Below are 22,773 nucleotides of genomic sequence, written 5' to 3'. Positions count from 1 at the left end.
GAACCGTCCAGCGCCACCCGCTTGGCGGTGATCTGACCGGCGACGCCTTCCAGCTGCTTGGAAACCCCGGCGTCGAGGAAGAACACCTTCGCGCCGGAGTCGCCCAACATCATCACCAGGCTCTCAGGCGTCGACGACGGCGCCAGCGGCGCCACGATCGCCCCGGCCCGCAGGATCCCGAAGAAGGTCGCGCCGTACTCGGCGCTGGTCGTCGCGCAGATCGCCGCCACGTCCGCCTTCCCCACCCCGTCGCGCTGCAGCGCCACGGCGATCCGGTCCATCAGCTCGTCCGTCTCGACGTAGGAGATCGTCCGCTTCGCATCCACCAGCGCCGCCTTGCCGCCCTGCTCCGCCGCCTGCGCGCGGATCACGTCGGCGAGTGTTGCGAAATCACGATCCAAAATCTCAGCGACTGACATGAAAATCCTACCGTGCGTTCAAATTTGCCGATTGATAGGCACGATATATGCCACATGAAAAGTGGCAATTCGTCAAAAATTCTTGGATTGGACAAGGCGCGGCGACAAAAGCCGCTCGTCACACTCAAGGAGAAACGGCATGACAGGAAGACTTCAAGGCAAGGTCGCGGTGATCACCGGGGGCACCAGCGGCATCGGCGAGGCCAGCGTCGAGCTGTTCGTGGCCGAGGGCGCCAAGGTCGTCATCGCTGCACGCAACGCCGACAAGGGCGCGGAGATGGCCGCCCGCCTCGGCGCGACCTTCGTCCAGGCCGACGTCCGCCGCGAGGCGGACATCGCCAGCGCCATCCAGGCCGCAGTCGACACCTACGGGCGGCTCGACTGCCTGTTCAACAACGCCGGCGGCCCGACCGAGGGCGACGTCGAAACCGTGACGCCCAAGCATTTCAGCTACGCGATGGACTTGCTGGTCGGCAGCGTGGTGTTCGGCATCAAGCACGCCGCGCCGATCATGCGGGCCCAGGGGCGCGGCGCGATCATCAACAACTCCAGCGTCGCCGCAGCCCGCACCCACATGGGCGGCTACCTCTACTCAATGGCCAAGGCCGCGGTTGTCCAGGCCACCAAGCTGGCCGGCATGGAACTCGGCCAGTACGGGATCAGCGTCAATTCCATCGCGCCGGGCGCGATCGCCACCCCGATCTTCTTCGGCGGCTCGGCCGTCGCCTCGCAGATGGAGGCCGGCGCCGGCGACGCCAAGCTCGCCAAGCTGACCCGCAACCTCTCCAAGGCCACCCCGCTGCGCCGCGCCGGCCTGCCGCACGACATCGCCACGGCCGCGCTGTTCCTGGCCAGCGACGAGGGCGCCTACATCAACTGCCACGACCTGGTCGTGGACGGCGGCATGACCGCCGGCGGCCGCACCAACTACGAGTGACCAGCCCCGCGCCGCGCCCCTGCGGGTGCGGCGCGGACGCATCACGAACACACAAACTCAGCAGCAAGTAGGATCCTTTCGCCTTTCATGGCTTGTCACTACCGTTTTTTTGAGTCTGTAGTATGCATACTTTCAAGGCGACCGGCGTTCATCGAGTCGCCGTAGCACTATTGACCAAGGGACCGCCGCGCGCGGCCCGCGACGGGGGGAAACATGAACCTGCAACGGCTTTTGCTCGCCACCACCGCCATGGGCGTGGCGTTTGTTCCGCACGCGGCGAGCGCGCAGTCGGATGCCCGCGACGGCGGCTATGTGATCGAAGAGCTCGTCGTCACCGCCCAGCGCCATGAGGCCGAGATCGAGAGCGCGCCGGTCTCCGTCACCACCTTCGGCGCCGAAGAGCGCAACCTGATCGGCGCTAACTCCGTGCGCGACATGGTGAACCTGACCCCCGGCGTCTACATTTCCGACACCGGCGTCAACATGCGCGGCATCGGCCGCCAGAACGCCACCACGGCGCTCGGCTCAGAGAACGCCATCGCCTACTACGTGAACGGCTTCTACAACGTCGACTTCAACACCGTCGGCGAGAGCACCCTGTTCGGCGGCAACGTGCAGTTCCTGCGTGGGCCGCAGGGCACCGCCTGGGGGCGTGACTCCATCGGCGGCGCCGCCAACCTGCTGAGCCGCCGCCCCACCGAAACCTTCATGGGCGAGGCCCTGGTCGGCTACGGCCGCTACAACTGGAGCACGCTCGGCGTGACCGTGGCGGGCCCGATCAACGACAAGTACCGCGCCCGGATCGGGGTGCAGGCGATCAACCAGGGCGACTCCGCCTCGAAGAACATCGCGCCCTACAAGGCCGGCTACGACGTCGACAACTTCTACGCCGAGTTCCAGCTCGAGGGCGACGTCACCGAGGACCTGCACTTCCTGCTGCGCTCGACGACCTTCAGCTACAACAACACCCCGGCCGAGACCGCGCCTGGCCGCTACAATACCGTCGGTTTCATGGGAGCCCTGGCTCCCAACCCGACGTACCAGTACCAAATCGCCTCGCCGTCGAACGAGCCCCGCCGCATCAACATCGATCAGCGCGGCGTCGACAAGCTGACCGGCAACCAGGTCCACATCCTCAACGCCGACTGGAACCTCGGCCCGGCGACGCTCTACTACGTCGGGGGCATCGCCCAATACAAAGCCAAGGGTTACAGCGACTTCGACAACACCTCGCGCGGCTCGTACGTAGCCGGCTCGCAGCCCGGCCAGGTGACCGGCACCGGTCTGGCCGACGGCACGGTGGTCAGCACCAACATGACCGCCAACTACCTGAACCGTAACCAGTATTTCACTCACGAGCTGCGCCTGGTCGGAAACGACCACGAAAAGCTCGAATGGACGGTCGGCGCTTACTTCCTCAAGTCCGACTATAATGAGCGCTACTGGGAGGCGATGCCGGACGTCCCGCAGCTGGCGACGCCGGTGTTCGGGACCGCGCCCTACCCGGCCGCCCTGGCCAACCCCGACCGCGCCTACTATCGGCAGCACAACATCCTGCGTCAGCAGTCGGCGGCGGCTTTCGGCCAGGCCACCTGGCATCTGGACGACAGTTGGCGACTGACCGGCGGCCTGCGCTACACGGTCGACTCCAAGCGCGCGACGACACAGTTCCGATACGTCTACTGGAATCCGGCCTTCGGCGCGGCATTCGAGTCAACGCCTCAGACGGTCGCCGGCGACATCTGGGCCGCCCCTGAATATGCGGGCAAGCTGCTGAAGCTGAAGCAGGACGGCTACACGATCCGCCTCGGCGCCGAGTACGAGCCGAGCGACGATCTGCTCGTCTATGCGAACTTCGCGCAGGGTTACAAGGCCGGCGGCTTCACCCTCGGCGACGCCACCGCCAACAACGCCACCGACCCGGAGAAGCTCTACAGCTACGAACTGGGCGTGAAGCATGACGTGACGCCGGACCTGCGGCTGTCAGGCGCGATTTTCTACTATGATTACCGTGACTTCCAGGCGCCGATCACCGCTTTCAACCCGCTGACCGGCGGCTCGTTCGCCCAGTACACCAACATCGACAAGTCCGAGCTCTACGGCGTGGAGATCGAGGGCGACTGGCGTCCGATGCCCTCCCTGTGGCTGCAGGGCGGCTACAGCTACCTGCACGGCGAGATCAAGAAGTTCTGCTGCGCGATCGACAACACCAACACCTCGTTGCCGCTGAACACCCCGCAGGACCTGGCCGGCAACACCATGCCGCGCTCGCCGACCCACAAGGCCAGCGTGTCGGGGACCTACACCTGGGAGTTCGAGCCCGGCTCGCTGATCTGGGGCGGATCGGTCGCCTATCAGAGCTCGTACAACCAGAGCGTCTTCGACAATCCGCTGTTCGAGGTGAAGGGCTACACCCTGGTCAACACCAACCTGACCTGGCGCGCAGCCGACAACCAGTATGACGTCGTCCTGGGGGTCACCAACCTGACCGACGAGATCTACGACACCTCGATCGCCGTCGGCGGAGCGAACGTGAACTACGCCATCACCCACAACCTGGGCGGCGGCCGCTTCTACAACCTGCAACTCCGCTACCGCTTCTGATCGCCCTGCCGGCGCCCGGGCCGCTTGGTCCGGGCGCTTCGCCGTTCAAGCTGATGAGTTCCGTATGATCCAGCGTCTGCCGTCGCGCGCTCGCGCGGCGATCGCTCCGGCGACCCTGACCGCGCTCGCCCTGGTCCTCGGCGCCTCGCTCGCCGCCCAGGCCTCCGACAACATCGCCCCGCCGCCCGATGGGGAAGCGCTCTACAACGAGCGCTGCGCCGCCTGCCACGACAACGCCGTCGACCGCACCCCGGCCCGCGACGTGCTCGCCAAGAACCCGCCCTCCTTCATCATCGCCTCGCTGACCAACGGCGCCATGGCCCCGATGGCCGACGACCTGTCCGGCGCCGAGAAGGCCGCCATCGCCGCCTACATCACCGGGACCAAGCTGCCGCCGGTCGCCGGCGACATCGACCCCAACAGCATCTGGGGCCCGTCCGCCGCAAACATGCCGCTCGACGCGCCGAAATGCGAAACGCCCGCCCCGCCGATCAAGCTCAACGCCGCCGCGTGGAACGGCTGGAGCCCGACCAGCCGCAACGCCCGCTATCAGGAAAAACCCGGCCTGAAGGCCGCCGATGTCTCGCGCCTGAAGCTGAAGTGGGCCTTCAATTATCCCGGCGCGAAGAACGGCCAGGCGACCATCGTCGGCGACTGGCTGTTCACCACCAGCATGTCGGGCGCGGTCTACGCGCTCGACGCCAAGACCGGCTGCGTGCGCTGGCGCCACGAGGCCGAAGCCGCCACCCGTTCCAGCGTCACCGTCATCCCCCTACCGGCCGGATCGCCGGCCAGCCACGCGCTGTTCTTCTCCGACTGGACCAAGGCGGCCGTCGCGCTCGACGCGCGGACCGGCAAGCAGCTCTGGAAGACCAAGGTCGACGACTCCGCCGGCCTGCAGATGACCGGCGCCCCGACCGTCCACGACGGCAAGCTGTTCGTGCCGATCTCCTCGGGCGTCGAAGCCTTCGCCGAATACGACGGCTGGGAGTGCTGCAAGTTCCGCGGCTCGCTGGTCGCGCTCGACGTCGTCAGCGGCAAGGTGCTCTGGAAGACCTACACCACCGCCGTCGAACCCAAGGTGTTCGACACCAACCGCTTGGGCCGCCCCATGTGGGGTCCGTCCGGCGGCGCCATCTGGTCGGCGCCGACCATCGACGCCAAGCGCGGCCTCGTCTACGTGGGCACCTCCAACTCCTACACCGACGTGCCCCACGACGGCACAGACGCGGTGATGGCGCTGGACATGGCCACCGGCGAGGTCCGCTGGAAGCACCAGCTGCTGGCCAACGACAACTACATCAACGGTTGCTGGGTAGGCCCCGGTCGCAGGGAGCCGGCCGCCAACTGCCCCAAGAATCTCGGCCCCGACTTCTCGATCGGCAACTCGCCGATCCTGCAGGACCTGCCCGGCGCCAAGCAGCTGCTGCTCGTCGGCCAGAAATCCGGCCACGTCTACGCCCTCGATCCCGCCGCCGAAGGCAAGATCGTCTGGAAACGCCGCATCGGTCCGGGCAGCGCGCTTGGCGGTATCGAGTTCGGCATGGCCAGCGACGGCCAGCGCCTCTACGTCGGCGTCTCCGACGTGCTGGCGGGCCCCGAAGGCAAGCCCGGCGTCTACGCCCTGCGCGTCACCGACGGCGAACTGCTGTGGAGCGCGCCCTCGCCCGCCGACCCGAAGTGCCGCTGGGAGGGCCGCTGGTGCCATGGCGCCGTCTCCCAGGCCGTCAGCGCCATGCCGGGGCTGGTCTTCGCCGGCGCCTATGACGGGATCTTCCGCGCCTATGACGCCAGGAGCGGCAAGGTGGTCTGGTCGTACGACACCGGTTCGCAGCCCATCGCGGTGCTGGGCGGACGCCAGGCCTACGGCGGCGTCATGGACGGCGGCGGGCCGACCATCGCGGGGGGCATGGTCTACGTGCACTCCGGCTATGCGGGCCGCTCGGGCGCCAGCGCCGGACGCGACCTGACCGGGGCCGACGGCAACGTGCTGATGGCTTTTTCGATCGATGGAAAGTGACGGGGGAACGCCGATGAACTTCCAACTCAAGCTGTTGGGCGCCGCCGCCCTCACCATCACTCTCACGAGTTGCGCGGGCGCCCCCAAGCCGCCCGAGCAGCAGGCGGTGGCCAAGGGGCCGAAAATCACCTGGGAATGCCCCGACGGCTATCAGGTCCAGGAAGGCCTAAACGTCGACTTCCCGCACAAGGGCGAGAAGCGCGCCTTCTACGTCCACCCGGCCAAGAACGTCAGCGGCCCGGCCCCGGTCTGGGTGCCGCTGACCGGCACGGTGGAGTCGACCTACGCCAACCTCAACGTCGCCCGCAGCGGCGCTAACGCGCTGATGGCCGACCAGGGCTTCACCGTCATCGGCGCGGTCCGCGAGTGCGCGAACCAGGATCCGAACGTCGGCGGCGGCGCCTGCAACGGCCCTGGCAAGAATGGCTGGAACTGGATGCCCTGGCGCGAGGGCCGCGCCCCCACCGCCGCCGGCGACGTCTGGAAGAACGACGAGGGCCCGGACTCCAGCTTCTTCGAGGCGGCGATCAAGTGCGTCGGGACCAAGTTCCCGCTCGACGCCAGCCGCTTTTACATCGGCGGGATTTCGTCGGGCGGCACCATGACCAACCGCGCCCTCACCTTCCGCTCGGACTTCTGGGCCGGCGGCATGCCGATCTCTGGCGAGTGGTACGTCAGCAACGACGACGGCTCGCCGCTCTCCTTCGACGCCGCCCGCCAGGCGGTGATCGACGCGCCGACCAAGATCCACCAAGGGCGCATCGGTCCGTTTCCCCTGAAAGACGAGCTCTCGCCGCTGATCGTCATCACCGTCTGGGGCGGTGAAAAGGACATCTGGCACTGCGGCTCGGTGCTCTGCGCCGACTACCGCCCCAGCACTCAGGCGGGTTCGAACTACTTCAGCTCCAAGTCCAACCTGGTTCACATCGCGTGCACCGCCGACCACGGCCATATGTGGCCGCAGGTGAACACCCAGGCCTTCAACCTCTGGGCCCTGAGGACCATGGCCTCGCACCCCAAGGGGTCCGACCCGGCCAAGTTCAAGCTGACCGCTCCGCCGGAGGGCTACAGCTGCAAGGTCGGGCGCTTCGACAACCTCTACGCCGAATAGGCTGAATGGCCGGCCTTGGCGCGGCCGGCCCGCTCCCTGCCTGGTGTCGATGCGTCGGTCGGCACGAAGACGACGCGCTCGGCCGGACGGCGGATGCCCCGCGCGCCTGGCCGGGGCCCGCCTGCGGATAAGCCTGTAGCTCGTCCCGTGGCGGTCGCGGGCCGCTTGCGGCGTCGGACTGGGACGTCGCATCGCCCGGCGCCAAGCCGCTGACGCCAAGCGCCATTCGCCATCCGATGTCAGACCTCGTGACGCTGGCTCGTGTCATGGTCCGTCCTCCTCGAAGGCAGAACCATATGACCTTCGCGGCTCGGCCCACCGGGGGTGCGGCCCCCGGACCGGTTCCGGATTCGACCGGATGGCGTGGCACGGCGACCTGCGGTCCAATCAGGCGCGGATGACCAGCGCCGCCGATCCGGCCTAGGCCCGTCCTGGAGACGCGCCGAAATGAATAGAATTCAATATCTTGCACTGCCTCTCTTCGCGTCCGCCGCCCTGCTTGGGGCCTGCACGCCGCAACCCTCGCCCAACAGCTACAGCCGCGCGGAAACCATGCGGCCGCAGACCGTCGAACTCGGCACGCTGCAGAGCATCCGCCCCGTCAACATCCGCCCCGGCGAGACCCGGCTGGGCATGGCCACCGGCGCGGTGCTGGGCGGCATCGCCGGCAGCCAGATCGGCGGCGGGACCGCGGCCAACGTGGCTGGCGGCGTCGCCGGTGCGGTCGCGGGCGGCGCGCTCGGCAGCGCGCTTCAGGGCTCCCAGAACACCGCCGGCCTGGAACTCACCGTCAAGCTCGACTCCGGCCGCATGATCGCCATCGTCCAGCCTGGGGGGCCGAACGACTTCCGGGTGGGCGACCGCGTGCGCGTGGTCGGCAACGGCGAGAACACCCGCGTCACCCGCTAGGCCGCCGCCAGCGACTGCTTACACGATGGCGCAACGCGGCCGGCGCGCGCCGGCCGCGCCAGGGCGCGCCTAGTCGAGGATCTCCAGCACCGTGACCCGGCGGTGCGACCCGCCGTGATCGCGCCACGCGAACTCGCGGCCGGCCTGCAGCCCGAGCAGGGCCGCGCCCATCGGCGAGGTCACGGTGACCGAGCTCTCGTGCAGGGTCTCCTCCTTGGGCATGACCAGGCGGGCGGTCTTAATGCGCTGGTTCTGCGCATTGAGGTAGCGCACCCGCGCGCCAAGCCGCGCGAACGGCTCCACGTCGGGCGCGGCCACCTGCAGCCGCGCCAGTTCGTCGAACAGCAGGCGTGCGCCGGGCCCGGGGCGCAGCTTGTCGCGAAGGGCGGTCAGACGCTCGTAGTCCTCGGACGTGGCGTAGATCGGCGGAAGATCGGTGGTCATGAGCAAGCCTCCAGGGATCGCTGGAAATAAGGGAAAGGGATGGGGTCGCCGCGCTAGCGGCGATAGGCGGCGCCGGCGCGCTCGCCGGCCAGCAGTTCGGCCGCGCCGCGGGCGCCGCGGGCGCGAAGCCGACGAACGACTTCGCCAAGCTGCGCGCGCCCGTTGGGGTGGGTGGAAACAGTCTCGACCAGCGCTGTGACGACGACCTCAAGGTCGTCCAGGCGCTGCTGGTGGTCATAAAGGGTCATCGCCATGCGAGGCTCCCGATGCAGAAGGTTGACCCGCCGGCGCGCGCGAAGCCGCTCGCGCAGAAACCCGCTGCGCGGCCGACTCAAGCTGTTTTGCAGGCGGAATTGGGAATCGGCCGGGCGGCCGAACCGCAGGCGCGGGCGAAAATCTCGCCGGCGCCGATCACCCCGGGCCGTGGCGAGCGCGCCTAGACCCGGGGACTATGGCCTTCGACGCGAAGGCGCGCGCGACCCGCGCGACAGAAATCCTGCAGATTGGACATGCGAGCAGCATGCCAGAACTCCCCAATAAGTCAAAACTCAGGAAAAATTGCTCCACATCGCGACAGGAACGCTCGTCGCTGCGCGCAAAATTCTCAACAAGACGTCGGATCGCCTTACTTGATGTCTTTTTCGAAGGCTCATGACGCTAAAATTCATTGTTTCCCTGACGCCGATCCATGCCGCGTGGAGATTTCCGCGAGGGTGATCTTTACTGGAATCTTCGCGGGCGGCGTCGCGGCTCGGCCGTGGCCCGACGACACATTGCTCCAAGCCCCGATGGACAGCGGCGACTGGGCGGTGAAACCTCCCCTCTCCGATTCCGTAGGAGCGACTGAATGAACACCACCGATCTGGCCGAGCGGCTCGCCGCCGACGGCAAGCTCACCAAGGCCCAGGCCCGCGAAGCCGTCGACACCCTGCTTGGCGCGGTGCGCGAAGCTCTCGTGCTCGGCCACGAGGTCAACCTGCCGGGCTTCGGCAAGTTCAAGGTCCAGGACAAGCCCGCGCGCACCGGCCGCAACCCGGCCACCGGCGCGGCGATCGAGATCGCCGCCTCCAAGAAGGTCGCGTTCTCGGCCGCCAAGGCCCTCAAGGACGCGGTCGCCGGCTAAGGCCTGTCTGGTCGCATCGCGGCGACGCGATGCGACCGACCTTCCTGCTGCGCTGATGATCGCCGCGAGCGCCCGGTCTCAGCGGTCGCCCAGCACTCCGATCTCGTTCGAGATCGCCAGCAGGGCCTCGGAGACTTCGCGCAAGTGCGCGCCGCTCATGCGCCCCTCCATGGCCGAGACCGAGATCGCCCCCACCGGCGCCCCATCCGGCCCTTCGATCGGCGCCGAGACCGACCGCGAGCCTGGCAATAGTCCGCCGTCCAGCACCGCCAGGCCGCTGGCGCGCACTTCAGCCAGCTCCGCGAGCACGCTTTCGGGACTGAAGTCGCGGTCCGCCGGATGCTCGGCCAGCCCCTTGGCGATCGCCGGCGCCGGATCGCTCATCGCGCTGAGGAACACGCGGCCGGCGGCGGTCAGCGTCATCGGCGCGCGCGTGCCGTTCATCGGCGTGTAGCGCAGCGCCCTCGCCGGCGCGACGCGGTCGAGGAACAGCACTTCATGCCCGACCGGCGCGGCCAGCAGAACGGTGTCCTGCGTCTGCTGGTGCAGCTTCTGGAGATAGGGCGAGACCGTGCGGCGCAGGCTGTTGGTCGAGATGATCGCCACGCCCAGCTCCCACGCCTTCAGCGACGCGAAATAGCGCGAAGTCTCGGCGTCCTTCTCGACATAGCCGAGCTCGATCAGCGTGCTCAGCAGCCGATGGACATTCGATTTCTGCAGCCCCAGCGCCTCGGTCAGCGCGCTCAGCCGCATGGGCCTTTTGGCGCGCGCCAAGACTTCCAGGACCGCAAAGCCCTTCGCGACCGTGGTGTCCATCGAGCCCCTCCGACGGCGCAGCCTAGCTGATCCGTTCCAAATAATGAAACGCCCTTTTGTTCCATATAATGGAACATTGATCTATTATGTAGACGCTCGATCTGATCGCTGCCTATCCTGCGGCATAACTTCCGTCACCGAATGACGGTCGGCCAATGCATTAGGGGGCACCATGTTGAAGACCGAACGCCTTTGCGGCGTCTCGGCCCTGGCGATCATGCTCGGGCTCGCGACCACAACCCACGCGCAGGACAAGCCCGGCGAAGTCGCCGAGGTCATCGTCACCGGCTCCTTCATCCGCGGCACTCCGGAAGACGCCGCCCTGCCCGTCGACGTGCTGTCGGCCCAGGACCTCCAGAAGCAGGGCGCGCCGGCGATGGTCGACGTGATCAAGGCGATTCCCGGCGTGCAGAGCGTGCTTGGCGAGACCAACCAATTCGCCAGCCAGGCCACCACCGGCTCGGGCAACGTGAACCTGAGGGGCCTCGGCGCGGTCCGCACCCTGGTGCTGCTCAACGGCCGCCGCCTGACCAGCTCGCCGGGCGGTTCGGGGGTCGACACCAACCTGCTGCCCACCGCCGCCATCGGCCGCATCGAGGTGCTCAAGGACGGCGCGGCCGCCACCTACGGCTCGGACGCCATCGGCGGGGTGGTCAACTTCATCACCCGCAGCGACCTGAACGGGCTGGAGGTCAACGCCGGCTACACCTTCATCGACGGCTCGGACGGCGACTACACGCTCAGCGCCAACTACGGCTGGGTCGGCGACCGCGGCGACGCGCTGATCTCGGTCGGCTACCGCCACCGCTCCGAACTCGACACGCTGGAGCGGGACTGGGCGGTCAACAGCTACCTGGAGAACCCGAACGGCAGCTGGTCGGGCTTCGGCAATCCCGGGACCTATGTCTCCGGCACGACCCGATTCATCGACCCGGGCTGCACGGCGCTGGGCAACACCATCGTCACCTCCTCCGCCGGCGCCCAGAGCTGCTACTTCCAGTTCGGCCGCTTCAACAACCTGGTCGAGGAAGAAGAGCACTATCAGATCTACGGCCAGTTCAACTGGGACCTGACCGACAAGACCAGCTTCCACGCCGAGGCGCTCTACGCCGCTCACGACGTGCCGCATGAAGGCACCTCGCCCTCCTACGGCCCGACCCAGGCGTTCGGCCCCGGCGCGGCCAGCGGCTCGTTCATCATCCCGCGGACCAATCCGGGCCTTTGCGGCACGGCCGGGACGGCCCTCTGCCTGCCGGGCAGCCTGCTGCCGCAGCTGACCGCCGCCCAGCAGGCCGCCGTCAACGCCGCCGGCTTCACCGCCGCCAACATCCTGCTCTGGCGTCCCTACGGCGTCGGCGGCAACCCCCTGACCGGCGGCTCCAAGCCCGACCAGCGGTTCTTCGAAGGCTTCCGCGTCTCGGCCGGGCTCAATGGCGAGTTCGACAACGGGATCGGCTGGGACGTCGCCGTCACCCACATGATCAACCGCAGCGACATCGTCACCTACGACATCCCCGTCGCGCGGCTCTACTACGCGCTCAACGGCCTCGGCGGCCCCGGCTGCGACACCGATCCAGTGACGCCGGGCGTCCAGGGCGGCGTCGCGGGCGTCGGCGCCTGCCTTTACTACAACCCGTTCTCGACGGGGATCGCGGCCAACGCCGGCTCGGGCGAGACCAATCCGAACTACGTCGCCGGCTCGGCCGCCGCCAACGCCAACAGCCGCGCCATCGGCCAATGGCTGTTCCAGCCCTACGGCTATCAGTCCGAGACCACGCTCACCGTCGTCGACGCGGTGATCAACGGCCAGTCGAACCTCGACTTCGGCGGCGGCCCGATCGGCTGGGCGGCCGGCGCCCAGTACCGCGACAACACCTTCAGCCGCGACGTGAACGACATCAACAACATCGCCCTGAACCCCTGCCCCGAGGAGAACGTCACCACCTGCACGACCGGCCGCGGCAACGGCGTGTTCGGCTTCCTCGGCCCGCTGTCGCAGCAGGATCTCGGCAGCGACGTCTGGGCGGTGTTCGCCGAAGCCCAGGTCCCGCTCACCGACGCGCTCTCGTTCCAGCTCGCCGTTCGCCACGAGGACTACGGCGGAGCTGTCGGCGCCACCACCAATCCCAAGCTGGCGGTCCGCTGGCAGGCGACCGACTGGCTGGCGTTCCGCGCTTCGGCCGGGACCACCTTCCGCGCCCCGACCGACCTCAACCTGGTGCCGGACGCCAACACCACCCAGGCCTTCATCACCCAGACCAGCGGCTACCGCGCCTTCGACACCACCGGCAACCCGAACCTGAAGCCCGAGACCGCCGACACCCTGAACATCGGCGCCATCGTCGACTTCGGGGCCTTCAAGGCGACGGTCGACTACTGGTCGTTCGACTTCCAGGACACCATCGAGGCGGAGTCCGGCGCGGGCCTGCTCTCGACCGTGTTCCCGAACGGATCCTCGACCACCCTGCCGAACGGCTGCGCCAACCCGGCCCTGGCGCCGCTCGTCGCCCGCTTCGTGTTCCAGGGCGGCGTCTGCGCGCCCGGGACCATCCAGCGGGTGCGGCTCAACACCATCAACGGCACGGGGACCAAGACCTCCGGCGTCGACTTCTCGGCGACCTTCCGCGCCGACGGCGTCTGGGGCGGGGCGATGAACTTCGGCCTCGATGGCTCGTACCTGCTGAAGTACGACACCGGCCCGGCCTTCATCGAAGGCATCCAGGTCGAGGCGGGCCAGGAGCTGGCCGGCACCCACGGCGGCACCGCGGGCGGGACCTCGTTCCCCAAGCTCCGCGCCAACCTCTACGCCGAGTACGCCCGCGACGTGCACAACCTGCGCCTCACCCTGCGCTACATCGACAGCATGGCCGACGTGCGCGACGGGCGGTTCGGAGGCACCAACATCTTCGGCCTGAACGGCGCGGTGTTCGGCTACATCCTGCCCCAGGGCGCCAAGCTCGACGCCTTCGTCACGCTGGACGCCGCCTACCGGGTGCTGCTGCCCTGGGACACCACCGCCACCCTGACGGTCGGCAACCTGCTGGACGCCGATCCGCCGTTCGCCCGCCGCGACCTCAGCTACGATCCGGCGACCGCCAATCCGCTCGGCCGCACCTTCAAGCTGGGCGTGACCAAACGCTTCTGACGGAGACGTTTCCTTCCCACCCTCCTATGGCCGCCCCGACCCCGGGGCGGCCTTCCTTTTGCGCGAAAAGTTCCGCGCAACGGAACATCATTTCATATATTGGAACAACGCGAATATCTGTGGCATAGCTGGCGCACCACGAGGGCGGCGGCGACGATGGACCGGGCGGTTACGCGCAGTTTCGAAATCCTGGAGTGCCTGGCCCGCGCCCGCCAGCCGATCCGCCTGTCCGACGTCGCGGCCGCCACCGGCCTGCAGAAGAGCACCGTCCACCGCATCCTCGGCACCCTCTGCGCGCTCGGCCACGCGCGTCAGGACGACAGCGGCCGCTACGGCCCCACCCTGCGCGCCTGGGAGCTCGGCGCCGGCGTGGTGTCAGCCATGCCGATCTATCAGGTCGCCTCCGGTTATCTGCAGGCCCTGCACCGGGCCACGTCCGAGACCGTCAGCCTGACCATCCTGTCGGGCGACGACGTGCTCTATCTCGAGAAGATCGTCGCCGCCCGGCCGGTGCGTTTTCACACCCGCGTCGGGTCGCGTGCGCCGGCGCCGCTGACCGCCAGCGGCAAGGCCATGCTCGCCTTCCGGCCCGACGCCCGTTCCATCGCGGACCGCCTCGCCGCGGTCCGCGATCTCGATGTCCCCGCACTGATGACGGAACTCTCGCAGGTCCGTCAGCGGGGCTACGCGCTCTCCGGCTACAGCCCCGGCGTCACGAGCATCGGCGCCGCGGTTGCAGCCGGAGGCGCACCCCCTTCCGCGGCCCTGTCGATTTCCGCGCCCACCGACCGTCTGACCGCCCGCAAGCGCGAGGCGTTCGTCGAGGCCCTGCTCGAGACCCGCGCCCGCATGACCGAGGCCCTCGACCAGACATGAGCACCCAGGACTTCATCCCGGTCGGCGACGCCCTCGCCGCCTATGTCGCCGGCGCCCTGACCACCCCGGCCAGCGCCGCCGACCGCGAACTCGGCCGTCTGCATATCCTCGACACCCTGGCTTCGATCGTCGCCTGCCGCGACCTGGAGCCGGCGGTGCTGGCCCGCGACTACGCCCTGTCGCTGAGCGGCGGAGCCGAGCGCAACGCCGCCACCATCCTCGGGACAGAACTGCGCGCCGGGATCGTCGACGCCGCCTTCGCCAGCGCGATGACCGGCCATGGCGCCGAGATCAACGACTTCATCCCCTCGGCCTTCGTCCAGCCCGGCCCGGCCGTGCTCAGCGTCGCCCTCGCCGTGGCCGAGACCCGCGGCGCCACCGGGGCCGAGCTGCTGGCCGCGGTCATCGCCGGCTACGAGATCGCCGGACGGATGCCCAAGGCGCTCGGCGTCGACAACCTTCGGCGCGCCGGGATCGCCAACCACGGGATCGGCCCGCAGTTCGGCGCGGCGACCGCCGCCGCCGTCCTGATGCGCCTGCCGAGGGCGATGATCGCCGACGTCTTCACCTTCTGCGCCCAGCAGGCCTCCGGCTCCTGGCAGTGGCTGCTCGACGTCGAGCATATTGAGAAGGCCTTCGTTTTCGCTGGGATGGGCGCGCGCGACGGGTTGCACGCCGCCCTGATGGCCGCCGCCGGCTTCCGCGGCGTGCGCGAGGCGCTGGATCATCCCGGCGGCTGGATGCGCGGCCCCCTGTTCGCCGGCGGCGACGCCGACCGCGCCTATCTGATCAAGGACCTCGGCGTGCGCTCCGAACTGCCGCACACCGCCTTCAAGCGCTATCCGGTCGGCGGCCCGACCCAGCCGGCGGTCGAGGCCCTGCTCGACCTGACAAAAGAGGTCGCCGGCGCCGAGGTCGCCTCGGTGCAGATCGAGATGCCCGGCCGCTGGCAGGCGTTCCGCGACGCCGCCATGCCGGCGCTGAACCTGCGCTACCTCGCCGCCATCATCCTGCTCGACGGCCGGCTCGACTTCGTCGGCGCCCAGAGCCTGCAGCGGATGGGCGGGGACGCCGCCGCCCGCACCCTGATGGACAAGGTCGAGATCCGCCACGACCCGGCCCAGGAGGCCGCGCCCGGCCAGCCGCGCACCGAGTCCGCCCGCGTCGCCGTCCTTCTGGCCGACGGCCGCCGGCTGGAACGCTACGTCCCGCACGTGCTCGGCTTCCCGTCCCACCCGATGAGCGCCGCCGACGTCGAGGCCAAGGCCGCCGAGCTGATGGCTCCGGCCCTCGGCCAGGCCCGCGCGAGCGCGGTGATCGCGGCCGTCCGCAACCTCGAAACCCTGCCAGACGCCGGCGCGCTCGTCCGTCTGATCGCCCGCTGAGGAGACCGCGATGAGCGACCTCGAACCCACCGTCCCCGTCGCCACCGTCCACGGCCAGGTCCGCGGCCTGCGCAAGGCTGGCGTCAGCGTCTTCAAGGGCCTGCGCTACGGCGCCGACACCGGCGGCGCGGGCCGCTTCCGTCCGCCGCAGCCGGTCTCGCCGTGGAGCGGCGTGCAGGACGCCTTCGACTTCGGGCCGCAGTCCCCGCAGATGCGCAGCCCGCTGGCCGACAAAGGACCGATGAGCGAGGACTGCCTGCGGCTCAACATCTTCACTCCCGCCGCCGACGCCGCCGCCCGCCCGGTCATGGTCTGGTTCCACGGCGGCGGCTTCGAGGCCGGTTCCGGCTCGCAGAGGGTCTATGACGGAACCCGGCTCGCTCTGCGCGGCGACGTCGTGGTGGTCAGCCTCAACCACCGGCTCAACGTCTTCGGCCACTGCTATCTCGGGGAACGCCTGGGCGAGTCCTACGCCCAGGCCGGCAATGTCGGCTATCTCGACCTGATCGCGGCGCTGCGCTGGGTGCGCGACAACATCGCCGCGTTCGGCGGCGACCCGGCCAACGTCACCATCTTCGGCCAGTCCGGCGGCGGCCGGAAGGTCAGCCTCTGCTACGCCGGCGAGGACGCCCGCGGCCTCTTCCAACGCGGGATCGTCCAGAGCGGCTCGCACCTGCGCGTCCAGGCGCCCGAGGAGGCGACCCGGCTCACGGACGCCCTGCTCGCCGCCCTTGACCTTAGCCCCGGCGACGCCGCCCGGCTGCTGGAGGTTCCGACGGACGCCCTCAGCGTCGCCCAGCTCAAGGTCATGCGCGAGACCCGCTCGCGGTTCTCGCCGGTGCTCGACGGCCTGGCGTTCAAGGACCATCCGTTCCTGCCGCAGGCCCCCGCGATCTCGAACCATCTGCCGATGATGGTCGGGACCACCCGCACCGAGCTCTCCAACCAGCTTGGCTACGAGCCCGGCGCCTTCGAGCTGGACATGGCCGAGCTGCGCAAGCGGCTTGTCCGCCACGTCGGCGAGGCCGACGTCGAGGCCGCGATCGCCGAGTTCTTGACCAGCAACCCGGCCGCCTCGCCGTCTGAGCTCTACTTCCTGATCACCTCGGCCCGCGGCTACATCCTCGACCAGACCCTGATGGCCGAACAACGGGTCAAGGCCGGCGCGGCCCCGACCTACGTCTACCAGCTCACCTGGCGCTCGCCGGCCGAAGACGGCCGCCGCATCAGCCAGCACACCCTCGACCTGCCGTTCATGTTCGACAACGTCGCCGCCGCCCCGCACCTGACCGGGCCGCAGAGCGACGACACCCGCGCCCTGGCCCAGGCGATGTCGGAGACCTGGATCGCCTTCGCGCGGGCCGGCGATCCGAACAACGCCGCCATCCCTGCCTGGCGGCCCTATGACCTCACGGCCCGCCCGATGATGCTGTTCGACGTCCCGCCGCGTCTGGCCGACGACCCGTTCGCCAGCGAGCGGGCCTTCATGAGCCGCTTCCCGACCCAGCAGATGGGCAAGACCCTGCACCGCCAATAACAAAGCCGGAGGAAACGCCATGACCTCAGACCGCCGACAGTTCCTCGCCGCGGGCGGCGCGGCCCTCGGCCTGGCCGCGGCCAGCCCGGTCCGGTCCGCCGAGGCCGACCTGTTCCCAATCGTCGAGACCGCCGAGGGCAAGCTGCGCGGCCTGGCCAGCGGCGGGATCAGCGTCTTCAAGGGCGTCCGCTACGGCGCCGACTCCGCGGGCGCCAACCGCTTCCGCCCGCCGCAGCCGGTGGCGCCCTGGAGCGGCGTGCGCGACGCCCTCGACTACGGCAACATCTCGCCCCAGATCCCGGGCAGCCGCCGCCACGCCTATGCCGACCTGATCCTCAACGACCTCCAGCCCGGCGGCATGGGCGAGGACTGCCTGGTCCTGAACCTGTGGACCCCGGACCCGTCGCGCCGGACCAAGCGCCCGGTCATCGTCCGCTTCCACGGCGGCGGCTTCTACGGCGGCTCCAGCAACAACCCCGGCGGCGACGGCGAAATGCTGGCGCGGTTCGGCGACTGCGTGGTGGTCACGGTCAACCATCGCCTGAGCGCGCTGGGCTACCTCTATCTCGGCGACGACGGCGACTTCGCCGACTCCGGCGCGGCCGGCATCCAGGATCTGGTCGCCGCCCTGCAATGGGTGTCGCGCAACATCGAGGCCTTCGGCGGCGATCCGAAGCGCGTGCTGATCGTCGGCCAGTCGGGCGGCGGCGCCAAGGTCAGCCACCTGATGGGCATGCCGGGCGCCAAGGGCCTGTTCTCCAGCGCCGGCGTCATGAGCGGCTCGCGCCTGACCGCCATGACCCGCGAGGAAGCCGCCCAGGCCTCCGACCAGCTGCTCACCCAGCTCGGCCTGCGCCGCGACCAGATCCGCGAGCTGCAGCAGGTCCCCTACACCACCCTGCTCGCCGCCCAGGCCCAGGTCGAGGCGGGCGACCGCGCCCGCGGCGAGGCTCCGCGCTCCTTCGCCCCGGTGCTCGGCGCGGCCATTCCGCACCACCCGTTCACGCCGGGCGCGCCGGTCGAGAGCCGTGACGTGCCGCTGGTCGTCTCCACCGCCCTCGACGAGCGCGCCTATCGCGAGGTGAAGTTCGACATGACCTGGGAAGAGGTCCAGCAACGGCTGGAGAAGCGGGTCGGCAAGGACGCCCCGGCCCTGCTCGCCGCCTATCGCGACGAGGATCCCAAGGCCACGCCCTTCATCATCAACGCCCGCATCGTCAGCGACGGCTCGTTCCGGCTCGGCGCCGACATCATGCTGGAGCGGCGGGCCGCGGCCGGCGGCGCCAAGACCTGGTCCTATCTCTGGACCAGCCCCAGCCCGGCCTTCGGCGGCCGCTATGGCGCCGTCCACGGGATCGACGTCGCCTACTCGATGCACGACATCCGCTTCCCGCTCGCCGGCCCCACCGCCGACAACCTGCGGCTGGCCGACGAGATCGCCTCGGCCTGGGTGGCGCTCGCCGCTTCCGGCGATCCCAACAACCCCAAGACCCCGGCCTGGGCGCCCTACGACATGACCGACCGAACCACCCTGGTGTTCGGCGCGACCACCGCGGCCGTGCAGGACCCGCGCCGCTACTTCCGAGAATACTGGGCGACCCGTTCGGCCGCCCGGTCGGCCTGACCGCCATGCAGTTCATCGCCGAGAAGACCGCCGACGGCGTCACCCGCCGCGAGTTCCGCCTGGAGGTCGAGGGCGACGCCGTGCCCGGCTGCCTGTGGCATCCCGCCGACGCCGCCAGGCCGCGTCCGCTGATCCTGCTGGGTCACGGCGGCTCGCAGCACAAGAAGACAGCCAACATCACAGAGGCCGCGATCAGCCACGCCCGCGAGCTCGGCTTCGCCACACTGGCCATCGACGCCCCCGGCCACGGCGACCGCATCAGCCGCGAGCAGGCGCAGGCCGCCCGCGCCGCCGCGCTCGAAGCCGGCCGCCGCGCGCAGGAGGGCGGCCCGCCGCCGGCCCGGGTCTCGCGCATACCCGGCAACGCCCCCAAGGCGGTCGCCGAATGGCGCGCCGCCCTCGCCGCCGTCCAGCAGCTCGACGTTGTCGGCGACCACGACCGGGTCGGCTATTGGGGCGTCTCGATGGGGACCCGCTTCGGCGTGCCGTTCGTGGCCCAGGAGCCGAAGGTCGCCTGCGCCATCTTCGGCCTGTTCGGGGTGTTTCCGGGTCTTGAGGACCACCGCGCCGCCGCCGCGCAGATCCAGGTCCCGCTGATGTTCGTGTTCCAGTGGGACGACGAGCTGATGACCCGCCAACAGGGCATGGACCTGTTCGACGCCTTCGGGTCCGCCGACAAGACCATGCACGTCAATCCCGGCGGCCATGTGGGCATCCCGGCCCGCTAGCGCGAGTCCTGGCTGGCGTTCTGGAAACGCCACCTCGGCTGAAGGCGGCGCTAGGCGCTGGCGCGGGCGAAGGTTTCGGCGATCTCCTCACGGCTCGCGCCGGCGCCCAGCAGCAGGCTGAGCAGCAGCCGGGCCTTGCGCGCGTCCAGCACGCCGGCCCCGATCAGCCCGCGGCCCAGCAGGTCGATCTCGCCGCCGCCGTAGCCGTAGGTCTTCGTCAGCGTCTCGCCCGCCCCGACGCGCGTGGCCAGCACCACCGGGATCTTCGCGGCCAGGTCGCCCAGCGCCCCGGCCATCGCCGACGGCGCGTGACCGCCGCCGACCGCCTCGACCACCATCCCGCCCAGCGGCCCTCGGGTCAGGTCGTGCAGGCTCTGAAGGTCGCCGCCGAACACGATCGGCAGCAGCACCACCCGCGGCGGAGCTCCCTTCCAGGCGATCGTCGGCGAGCGCTCGGCCGGACGGAATGCGATCCGCACCCGGTCCTCGACCACCCAGCCCAGCGGGCCGGCGCTCTCCGAACCGAACGCCGAGGTCTTGTGCGTATGGCGCTTGGCCACGTAGCGGGCGGCGTGCACCTCGTCGTTCATCACCGCCACGACCCCCAGGTCGCGGGCCGCCGGGCTGGCGGCGACGCGGATCGCCGCGGCGAGGTTGGCAGGCCCTTCAGCCCCGGGCTTGGTCGGATCGCGCATCGCGCCGGTCACCACCACCGGCTCGGCCAGGTCCAACAGCAGGTCGAGCAGATAGGCCGTCTCCTCGAGGGTGTCGGTGCCCTGGGTCACGACCACCCCCGCCGCGCCGCCGGCGACCGCGGCGCGGATCCGATCGGCCAGGGCGGCGATGTCGGCGAAGCCCAGCTCGACGCTGGGGGCCTTGGAGACGGTCTCCCCGGCGACCTGCGCCACCGCCGCCAAGTGCGGGATCCCCACCAGCAGATCGTTGGCGTCCAGCTTGGGGACCACGCCCGAGCCGGCGGCGCCCTCCATTGAGATCGTGCCGCCGAGCGAGAAGAGGGTGACGCGCGGGCGTTGGGCGGGCGAGTGCAAGGCGGACCTCGGGGACTGGTGCTGAACGGCTCTCTTGGCGCGCTTGAGGGCGGCGCGCCAGCCCTGATGCCTCGCCGCAGGACAAGACCTGATGCGCGCGGCTCGGCGCTCCGCCGTCGTCGCCGTCTGCTATGATGGCGAACCGCTCCCCCAGCCGCCCCAGGGCGGCGCCTCAGGACGATCCCATGCCAAGGGAACTCCACTACATCGATCGCCAGGATCACGAACCGATCGACGACGCCCGCCACTTCCACATCTGCGCCCGCTGCGGCCAGCCGGTCGACAAGCGCGATCCGGGTGCGGTCGCCCGGCACGAGGCCCGCGGCCACGACCCGCCGCCGCGCGACACCGCCGCCCCGCCGCCCTCGCCGGCCGATTGAAATAGGCACGCGTTGTGTCGGCATCTTGCCGTGGCTCAGGGCAGGCCGTATCGTTGCGGCCTCCCCCGGTCATCCGCCGCGACTGCGGCGATCGAGGGCGCATGCGCATCTACTCCTTTTCCCTGGTCAATCATCTCGGCGAGCGTTTCGGCACGCGCACCGCGGCCTGCGCCGACGATGCGGCCGCCCTCGCCCATGGCCGGAGCTTCGAGTCGGACGGCTATCCCGTCGAAATCCACATCGAGGGCCGTCGCCTGTCGCTGTCGACAACCCCCGCCTGGAGCGCCGAACCCTGGCTGCGCCACCTGCTCTGATCGGCATCGGCAGGTTGCAGCGCCCGAACCTGCCGATTGAGACGATAGACACGCCCTTTCCGGGCCCAGAGCCCGCCCCTCCGGCCCTATCGTGAGCGTTCCTGCGAGGTCCGGCCGCGATACCTGCCGATAGCCAAGGCCGGGCGCAGCAGAATCTGCGCTTCGCCGCGTGCTCGAGCGCCTACCCCGCGAACTCTCCTGTCAACTTCAGCCCCTCGATCCAGGTCGCGCCGTCCCGCTTGATCACCGTGCGCACCTGGCCGGCGCCGGATTGCTCGACCGCCTCCGCCAACGCCTCCGAGTGCGTGACCAGCCACACCTGAGAGCGGTCCGAAGCACGCGCGACCATCCGCGCCAGCGGAGCCATGAGCTGCGGATGCAGGCTGGCCTCCGGCTCGTTCAGCGCCACCAGCGGCGGCAGCCGGTAGGCTAGCAGCGCCCCCGCCAGGCCTAGAAAGCGCAACGTCCCGTCAGACAACTCTTCCGGCTCAAACACCCGGTCAGGAAACTCGGCGAAGATCATGCCAAAGCGGGCTGTCCGTTCGGGCGCAGGGATGACGAGCCGCGCACCGGGAAACGCCTCGGCTACCGCATCGTCCAGGTCGCGGGTGTCCTGGCGGATGTGGGCGAGGGTCGCGAACGTCGCCGCCAAGTTCGCCCCGTCGGACGCCAGGGTCGGGGTCGCCACCGCCGGGCACGGCCGGCGCAGCGGCGAGCCGGCGTCGGTGCGCAGGTCGTGATAAAAGCGCCATTCCAGCAAGGTCCGTCGAACCAGGTCGAGCATCGGATAGCGGCTGGGATCCTGCAGCCGGCCGAGCACGGTCTCCGAGGCCAGCAGGTCGATGTCGATCTCCGCCGGGCGACCGTCCTCGTCGCGCGCCATGACCGACGGTCCACGCCGGTCGAGCAGCCGCACTTGGCGCCCGCCGCCGTCGTACGATAGCTGCTCCTCCTTGATCTGCGGCTCAAGGTCGAAAGCCGCGGCCACGCCGCGTTGGGGAAAGCCGATCTCGACCCGGTAGCGGTAACGCCCCCGCCGGCCGGGATCGGCGAGACTGACCTCCAGTTCGATCCTCTGCGCGCCTGATCGCCGCGTTCCGGCCCAGAAGGCGGCGGCCATCCCTTCCTGCGCCAGCTGCCGGCCGAGGCTGTTGTCGGCCGCCGCCGCAACCAGCTCCAAGGCCCGATAGAGGTTGGTCTTGCCCACGCCGTTGCCGCCTACGAAGACGTCGAGGTCCGAGACCGGGCAGCTGATCTTGCGCAGCGACCGATAGCCGGCGGCGGAGAATTCACGGACGCGAAGCAAGGGCTCTCCCGAGGCAGCCATGGGCCTCTCGACCCTAGCCTCGAAC

General features: G+C 69.7%; 21 protein-coding genes. 15 read left to right on the top strand and 6 right to left on the bottom strand.

What is annotated here, in order from left to right; translation table 11 throughout:
• The coding region (locus tag GGQ61_RS19910; RefSeq protein ID WP_183776733.1) for an AMP-binding protein at positions 1 to 419 on the bottom strand (419 nt) is incomplete at its 3' end.
• A gap of 139 nt (positions 420 to 558) precedes the next feature.
• Between GGQ61_RS19910 and GGQ61_RS19905 the strand changes: the two genes are divergently transcribed.
• The 5 genes from GGQ61_RS19905 to GGQ61_RS19885 all read left to right on the top strand — a co-directional run bounded on the left by GGQ61_RS19905 (position 559) and on the right by GGQ61_RS19885 (position 8,000).
• Positions 559 to 1,356: an SDR family NAD(P)-dependent oxidoreductase gene (locus GGQ61_RS19905; protein WP_183776731.1), complete on the top strand. Its 798-nt coding sequence runs from the start codon at positions 559 to 561 to the stop codon at positions 1,354 to 1,356.
• Between the two features lie 213 nt (positions 1,357 to 1,569).
• The gene (locus GGQ61_RS19900) at positions 1,570 to 3,960 is read left to right on the top strand and encodes a TonB-dependent receptor (protein WP_183776729.1); all 2,391 of its coding nucleotides are present in this window, start codon (positions 1,570 to 1,572) and stop codon (positions 3,958 to 3,960) included.
• A gap of 64 nt (positions 3,961 to 4,024) precedes the next feature.
• The gene (locus GGQ61_RS19895; RefSeq protein ID WP_183776720.1) at positions 4,025 to 5,980 is read left to right on the top strand and encodes an outer membrane protein assembly factor BamB family protein; all 1,956 of its coding nucleotides are present in this window, start codon (positions 4,025 to 4,027) and stop codon (positions 5,978 to 5,980) included.
• Positions 5,981 to 5,993: 13 nt separating this feature from the next.
• Positions 5,994 to 7,091 (top strand): alpha/beta hydrolase family protein, encoded by a 1,098-nt coding sequence (locus GGQ61_RS19890; protein WP_183776714.1) that lies wholly within the window; start codon positions 5,994 to 5,996, stop codon positions 7,089 to 7,091.
• Between the two features lie 447 nt (positions 7,092 to 7,538).
• Entirely contained in the window at positions 7,539 to 8,000 is a 462-nt protein-coding gene (locus tag GGQ61_RS19885; protein ID WP_183776713.1) for an outer membrane lipoprotein, read from the top strand.
• A gap of 69 nt (positions 8,001 to 8,069) precedes the next feature.
• Here the strand turns inward: GGQ61_RS19885 and GGQ61_RS19880 are convergent, their stop codons facing one another.
• On the bottom strand, positions 8,070 to 8,444 hold the full coding sequence (locus GGQ61_RS19880) for a GreA/GreB family elongation factor (RefSeq protein ID WP_183776712.1): 375 nt from the start codon (positions 8,442 to 8,444) through the stop codon (positions 8,070 to 8,072).
• A gap of 53 nt (positions 8,445 to 8,497) precedes the next feature.
• Positions 8,498 to 8,698, bottom strand: a complete 201-nt coding sequence (locus tag GGQ61_RS19875) for a hypothetical protein (RefSeq protein WP_183776704.1) — start codon at positions 8,696 to 8,698, stop codon at positions 8,498 to 8,500.
• A 12-nt stretch (positions 8,699 to 8,710) separates the two neighbouring features.
• Here GGQ61_RS19875 and GGQ61_RS19870 point away from each other — a divergent pair, with 12 nt between their 5' ends.
• Both GGQ61_RS19870 and GGQ61_RS19865 read left to right on the top strand, forming a co-directional pair.
• A complete protein-coding gene (locus tag GGQ61_RS19870) occupies positions 8,711 to 8,884 on the top strand; it encodes a hypothetical protein (protein ID WP_183776702.1) in 174 nt (57 codons plus the stop codon).
• 407 nt (positions 8,885 to 9,291) lie between these two features.
• Positions 9,292 to 9,567 carry an HU family DNA-binding protein gene (locus tag GGQ61_RS19865; protein WP_183776700.1) on the top strand — a complete coding sequence of 92 codons (276 nt, stop codon included), beginning with the start codon at positions 9,292 to 9,294 and terminating at the stop codon, positions 9,565 to 9,567.
• 78 nt (positions 9,568 to 9,645) lie between these two features.
• On the opposite strand, the gene GGQ61_RS19860 is transcribed toward GGQ61_RS19865, so the two are convergent.
• Positions 9,646 to 10,383, bottom strand: coding sequence for an IclR family transcriptional regulator (locus GGQ61_RS19860; RefSeq protein WP_183776698.1), 738 nt, complete (start codon positions 10,381 to 10,383; stop codon positions 9,646 to 9,648).
• Between the two features lie 172 nt (positions 10,384 to 10,555).
• Between GGQ61_RS19860 and GGQ61_RS19855 the strand changes: the two genes are divergently transcribed.
• The 6 genes from GGQ61_RS19855 to GGQ61_RS19830 all read left to right on the top strand — a co-directional run bounded on the left by GGQ61_RS19855 (position 10,556) and on the right by GGQ61_RS19830 (position 19,678).
• Complete coding sequence (locus GGQ61_RS19855) at positions 10,556 to 13,528, top strand: TonB-dependent receptor (protein ID WP_183776696.1); 2,973 nt, start codon at positions 10,556 to 10,558, stop codon at positions 13,526 to 13,528.
• A gap of 156 nt (positions 13,529 to 13,684) precedes the next feature.
• On the top strand, positions 13,685 to 14,404 hold the full coding sequence (locus tag GGQ61_RS19850) for an IclR family transcriptional regulator (protein ID WP_183776694.1): 720 nt from the start codon (positions 13,685 to 13,687) through the stop codon (positions 14,402 to 14,404).
• Positions 14,401 to 15,789, top strand: a complete 1,389-nt coding sequence (locus GGQ61_RS19845) for an MmgE/PrpD family protein (RefSeq protein WP_183776692.1) — start codon at positions 14,401 to 14,403, stop codon at positions 15,787 to 15,789. The genes GGQ61_RS19850 and GGQ61_RS19845 overlap by 4 nt, the downstream gene beginning before the upstream one ends.
• 10 nt (positions 15,790 to 15,799) lie before the next feature.
• Entirely contained in the window at positions 15,800 to 17,326 is a 1,527-nt protein-coding gene (locus GGQ61_RS19840) for a carboxylesterase/lipase family protein (RefSeq protein WP_183776690.1), read from the top strand.
• 19 nt (positions 17,327 to 17,345) lie between these two features.
• Positions 17,346 to 18,950 carry a carboxylesterase/lipase family protein gene (locus GGQ61_RS19835; RefSeq protein WP_183776688.1) on the top strand — a complete coding sequence of 535 codons (1,605 nt, stop codon included), beginning with the start codon at positions 17,346 to 17,348 and terminating at the stop codon, positions 18,948 to 18,950.
• 5 nt (positions 18,951 to 18,955) lie between these two features.
• On the top strand, positions 18,956 to 19,678 hold the full coding sequence (locus tag GGQ61_RS19830; protein WP_183776686.1) for an alpha/beta hydrolase family protein: 723 nt from the start codon (positions 18,956 to 18,958) through the stop codon (positions 19,676 to 19,678).
• A gap of 50 nt (positions 19,679 to 19,728) precedes the next feature.
• Here GGQ61_RS19830 and GGQ61_RS19825 read toward each other — a convergent pair whose 3' ends face one another.
• Positions 19,729 to 20,727 (bottom strand): asparaginase, encoded by a 999-nt coding sequence (locus GGQ61_RS19825; protein ID WP_221221161.1) that lies wholly within the window; start codon positions 20,725 to 20,727, stop codon positions 19,729 to 19,731.
• A 185-nt stretch (positions 20,728 to 20,912) separates the two neighbouring features.
• Here GGQ61_RS19825 and GGQ61_RS19820 point away from each other — a divergent pair, with 185 nt between their 5' ends.
• The gene (locus tag GGQ61_RS19820; protein ID WP_183776678.1) at positions 20,913 to 21,107 is read left to right on the top strand and encodes a hypothetical protein; all 195 of its coding nucleotides are present in this window, start codon (positions 20,913 to 20,915) and stop codon (positions 21,105 to 21,107) included.
• A gap of 101 nt (positions 21,108 to 21,208) precedes the next feature.
• Positions 21,209 to 21,421: a hypothetical protein gene (locus GGQ61_RS19815; RefSeq protein ID WP_183776676.1), complete on the top strand. Its 213-nt coding sequence runs from the start codon at positions 21,209 to 21,211 to the stop codon at positions 21,419 to 21,421.
• Positions 21,422 to 21,602: 181 nt separating this feature from the next.
• Here GGQ61_RS19815 and GGQ61_RS19810 read toward each other — a convergent pair whose 3' ends face one another.
• Positions 21,603 to 22,727 (bottom strand): AAA family ATPase, encoded by a 1,125-nt coding sequence (locus tag GGQ61_RS19810; protein WP_183776674.1) that lies wholly within the window; start codon positions 22,725 to 22,727, stop codon positions 21,603 to 21,605.
• Between the last annotated feature and the right edge of the window lie 46 nt (positions 22,728 to 22,773).

This window comes from Phenylobacterium haematophilum (assembly GCF_014196295.1).
GTDB classification, from domain to species: Bacteria; Pseudomonadota; Alphaproteobacteria; order Caulobacterales; family Caulobacteraceae; genus Phenylobacterium; species Phenylobacterium haematophilum.
This window is presented reverse-complemented; position numbering and strand designations above follow the sequence as displayed.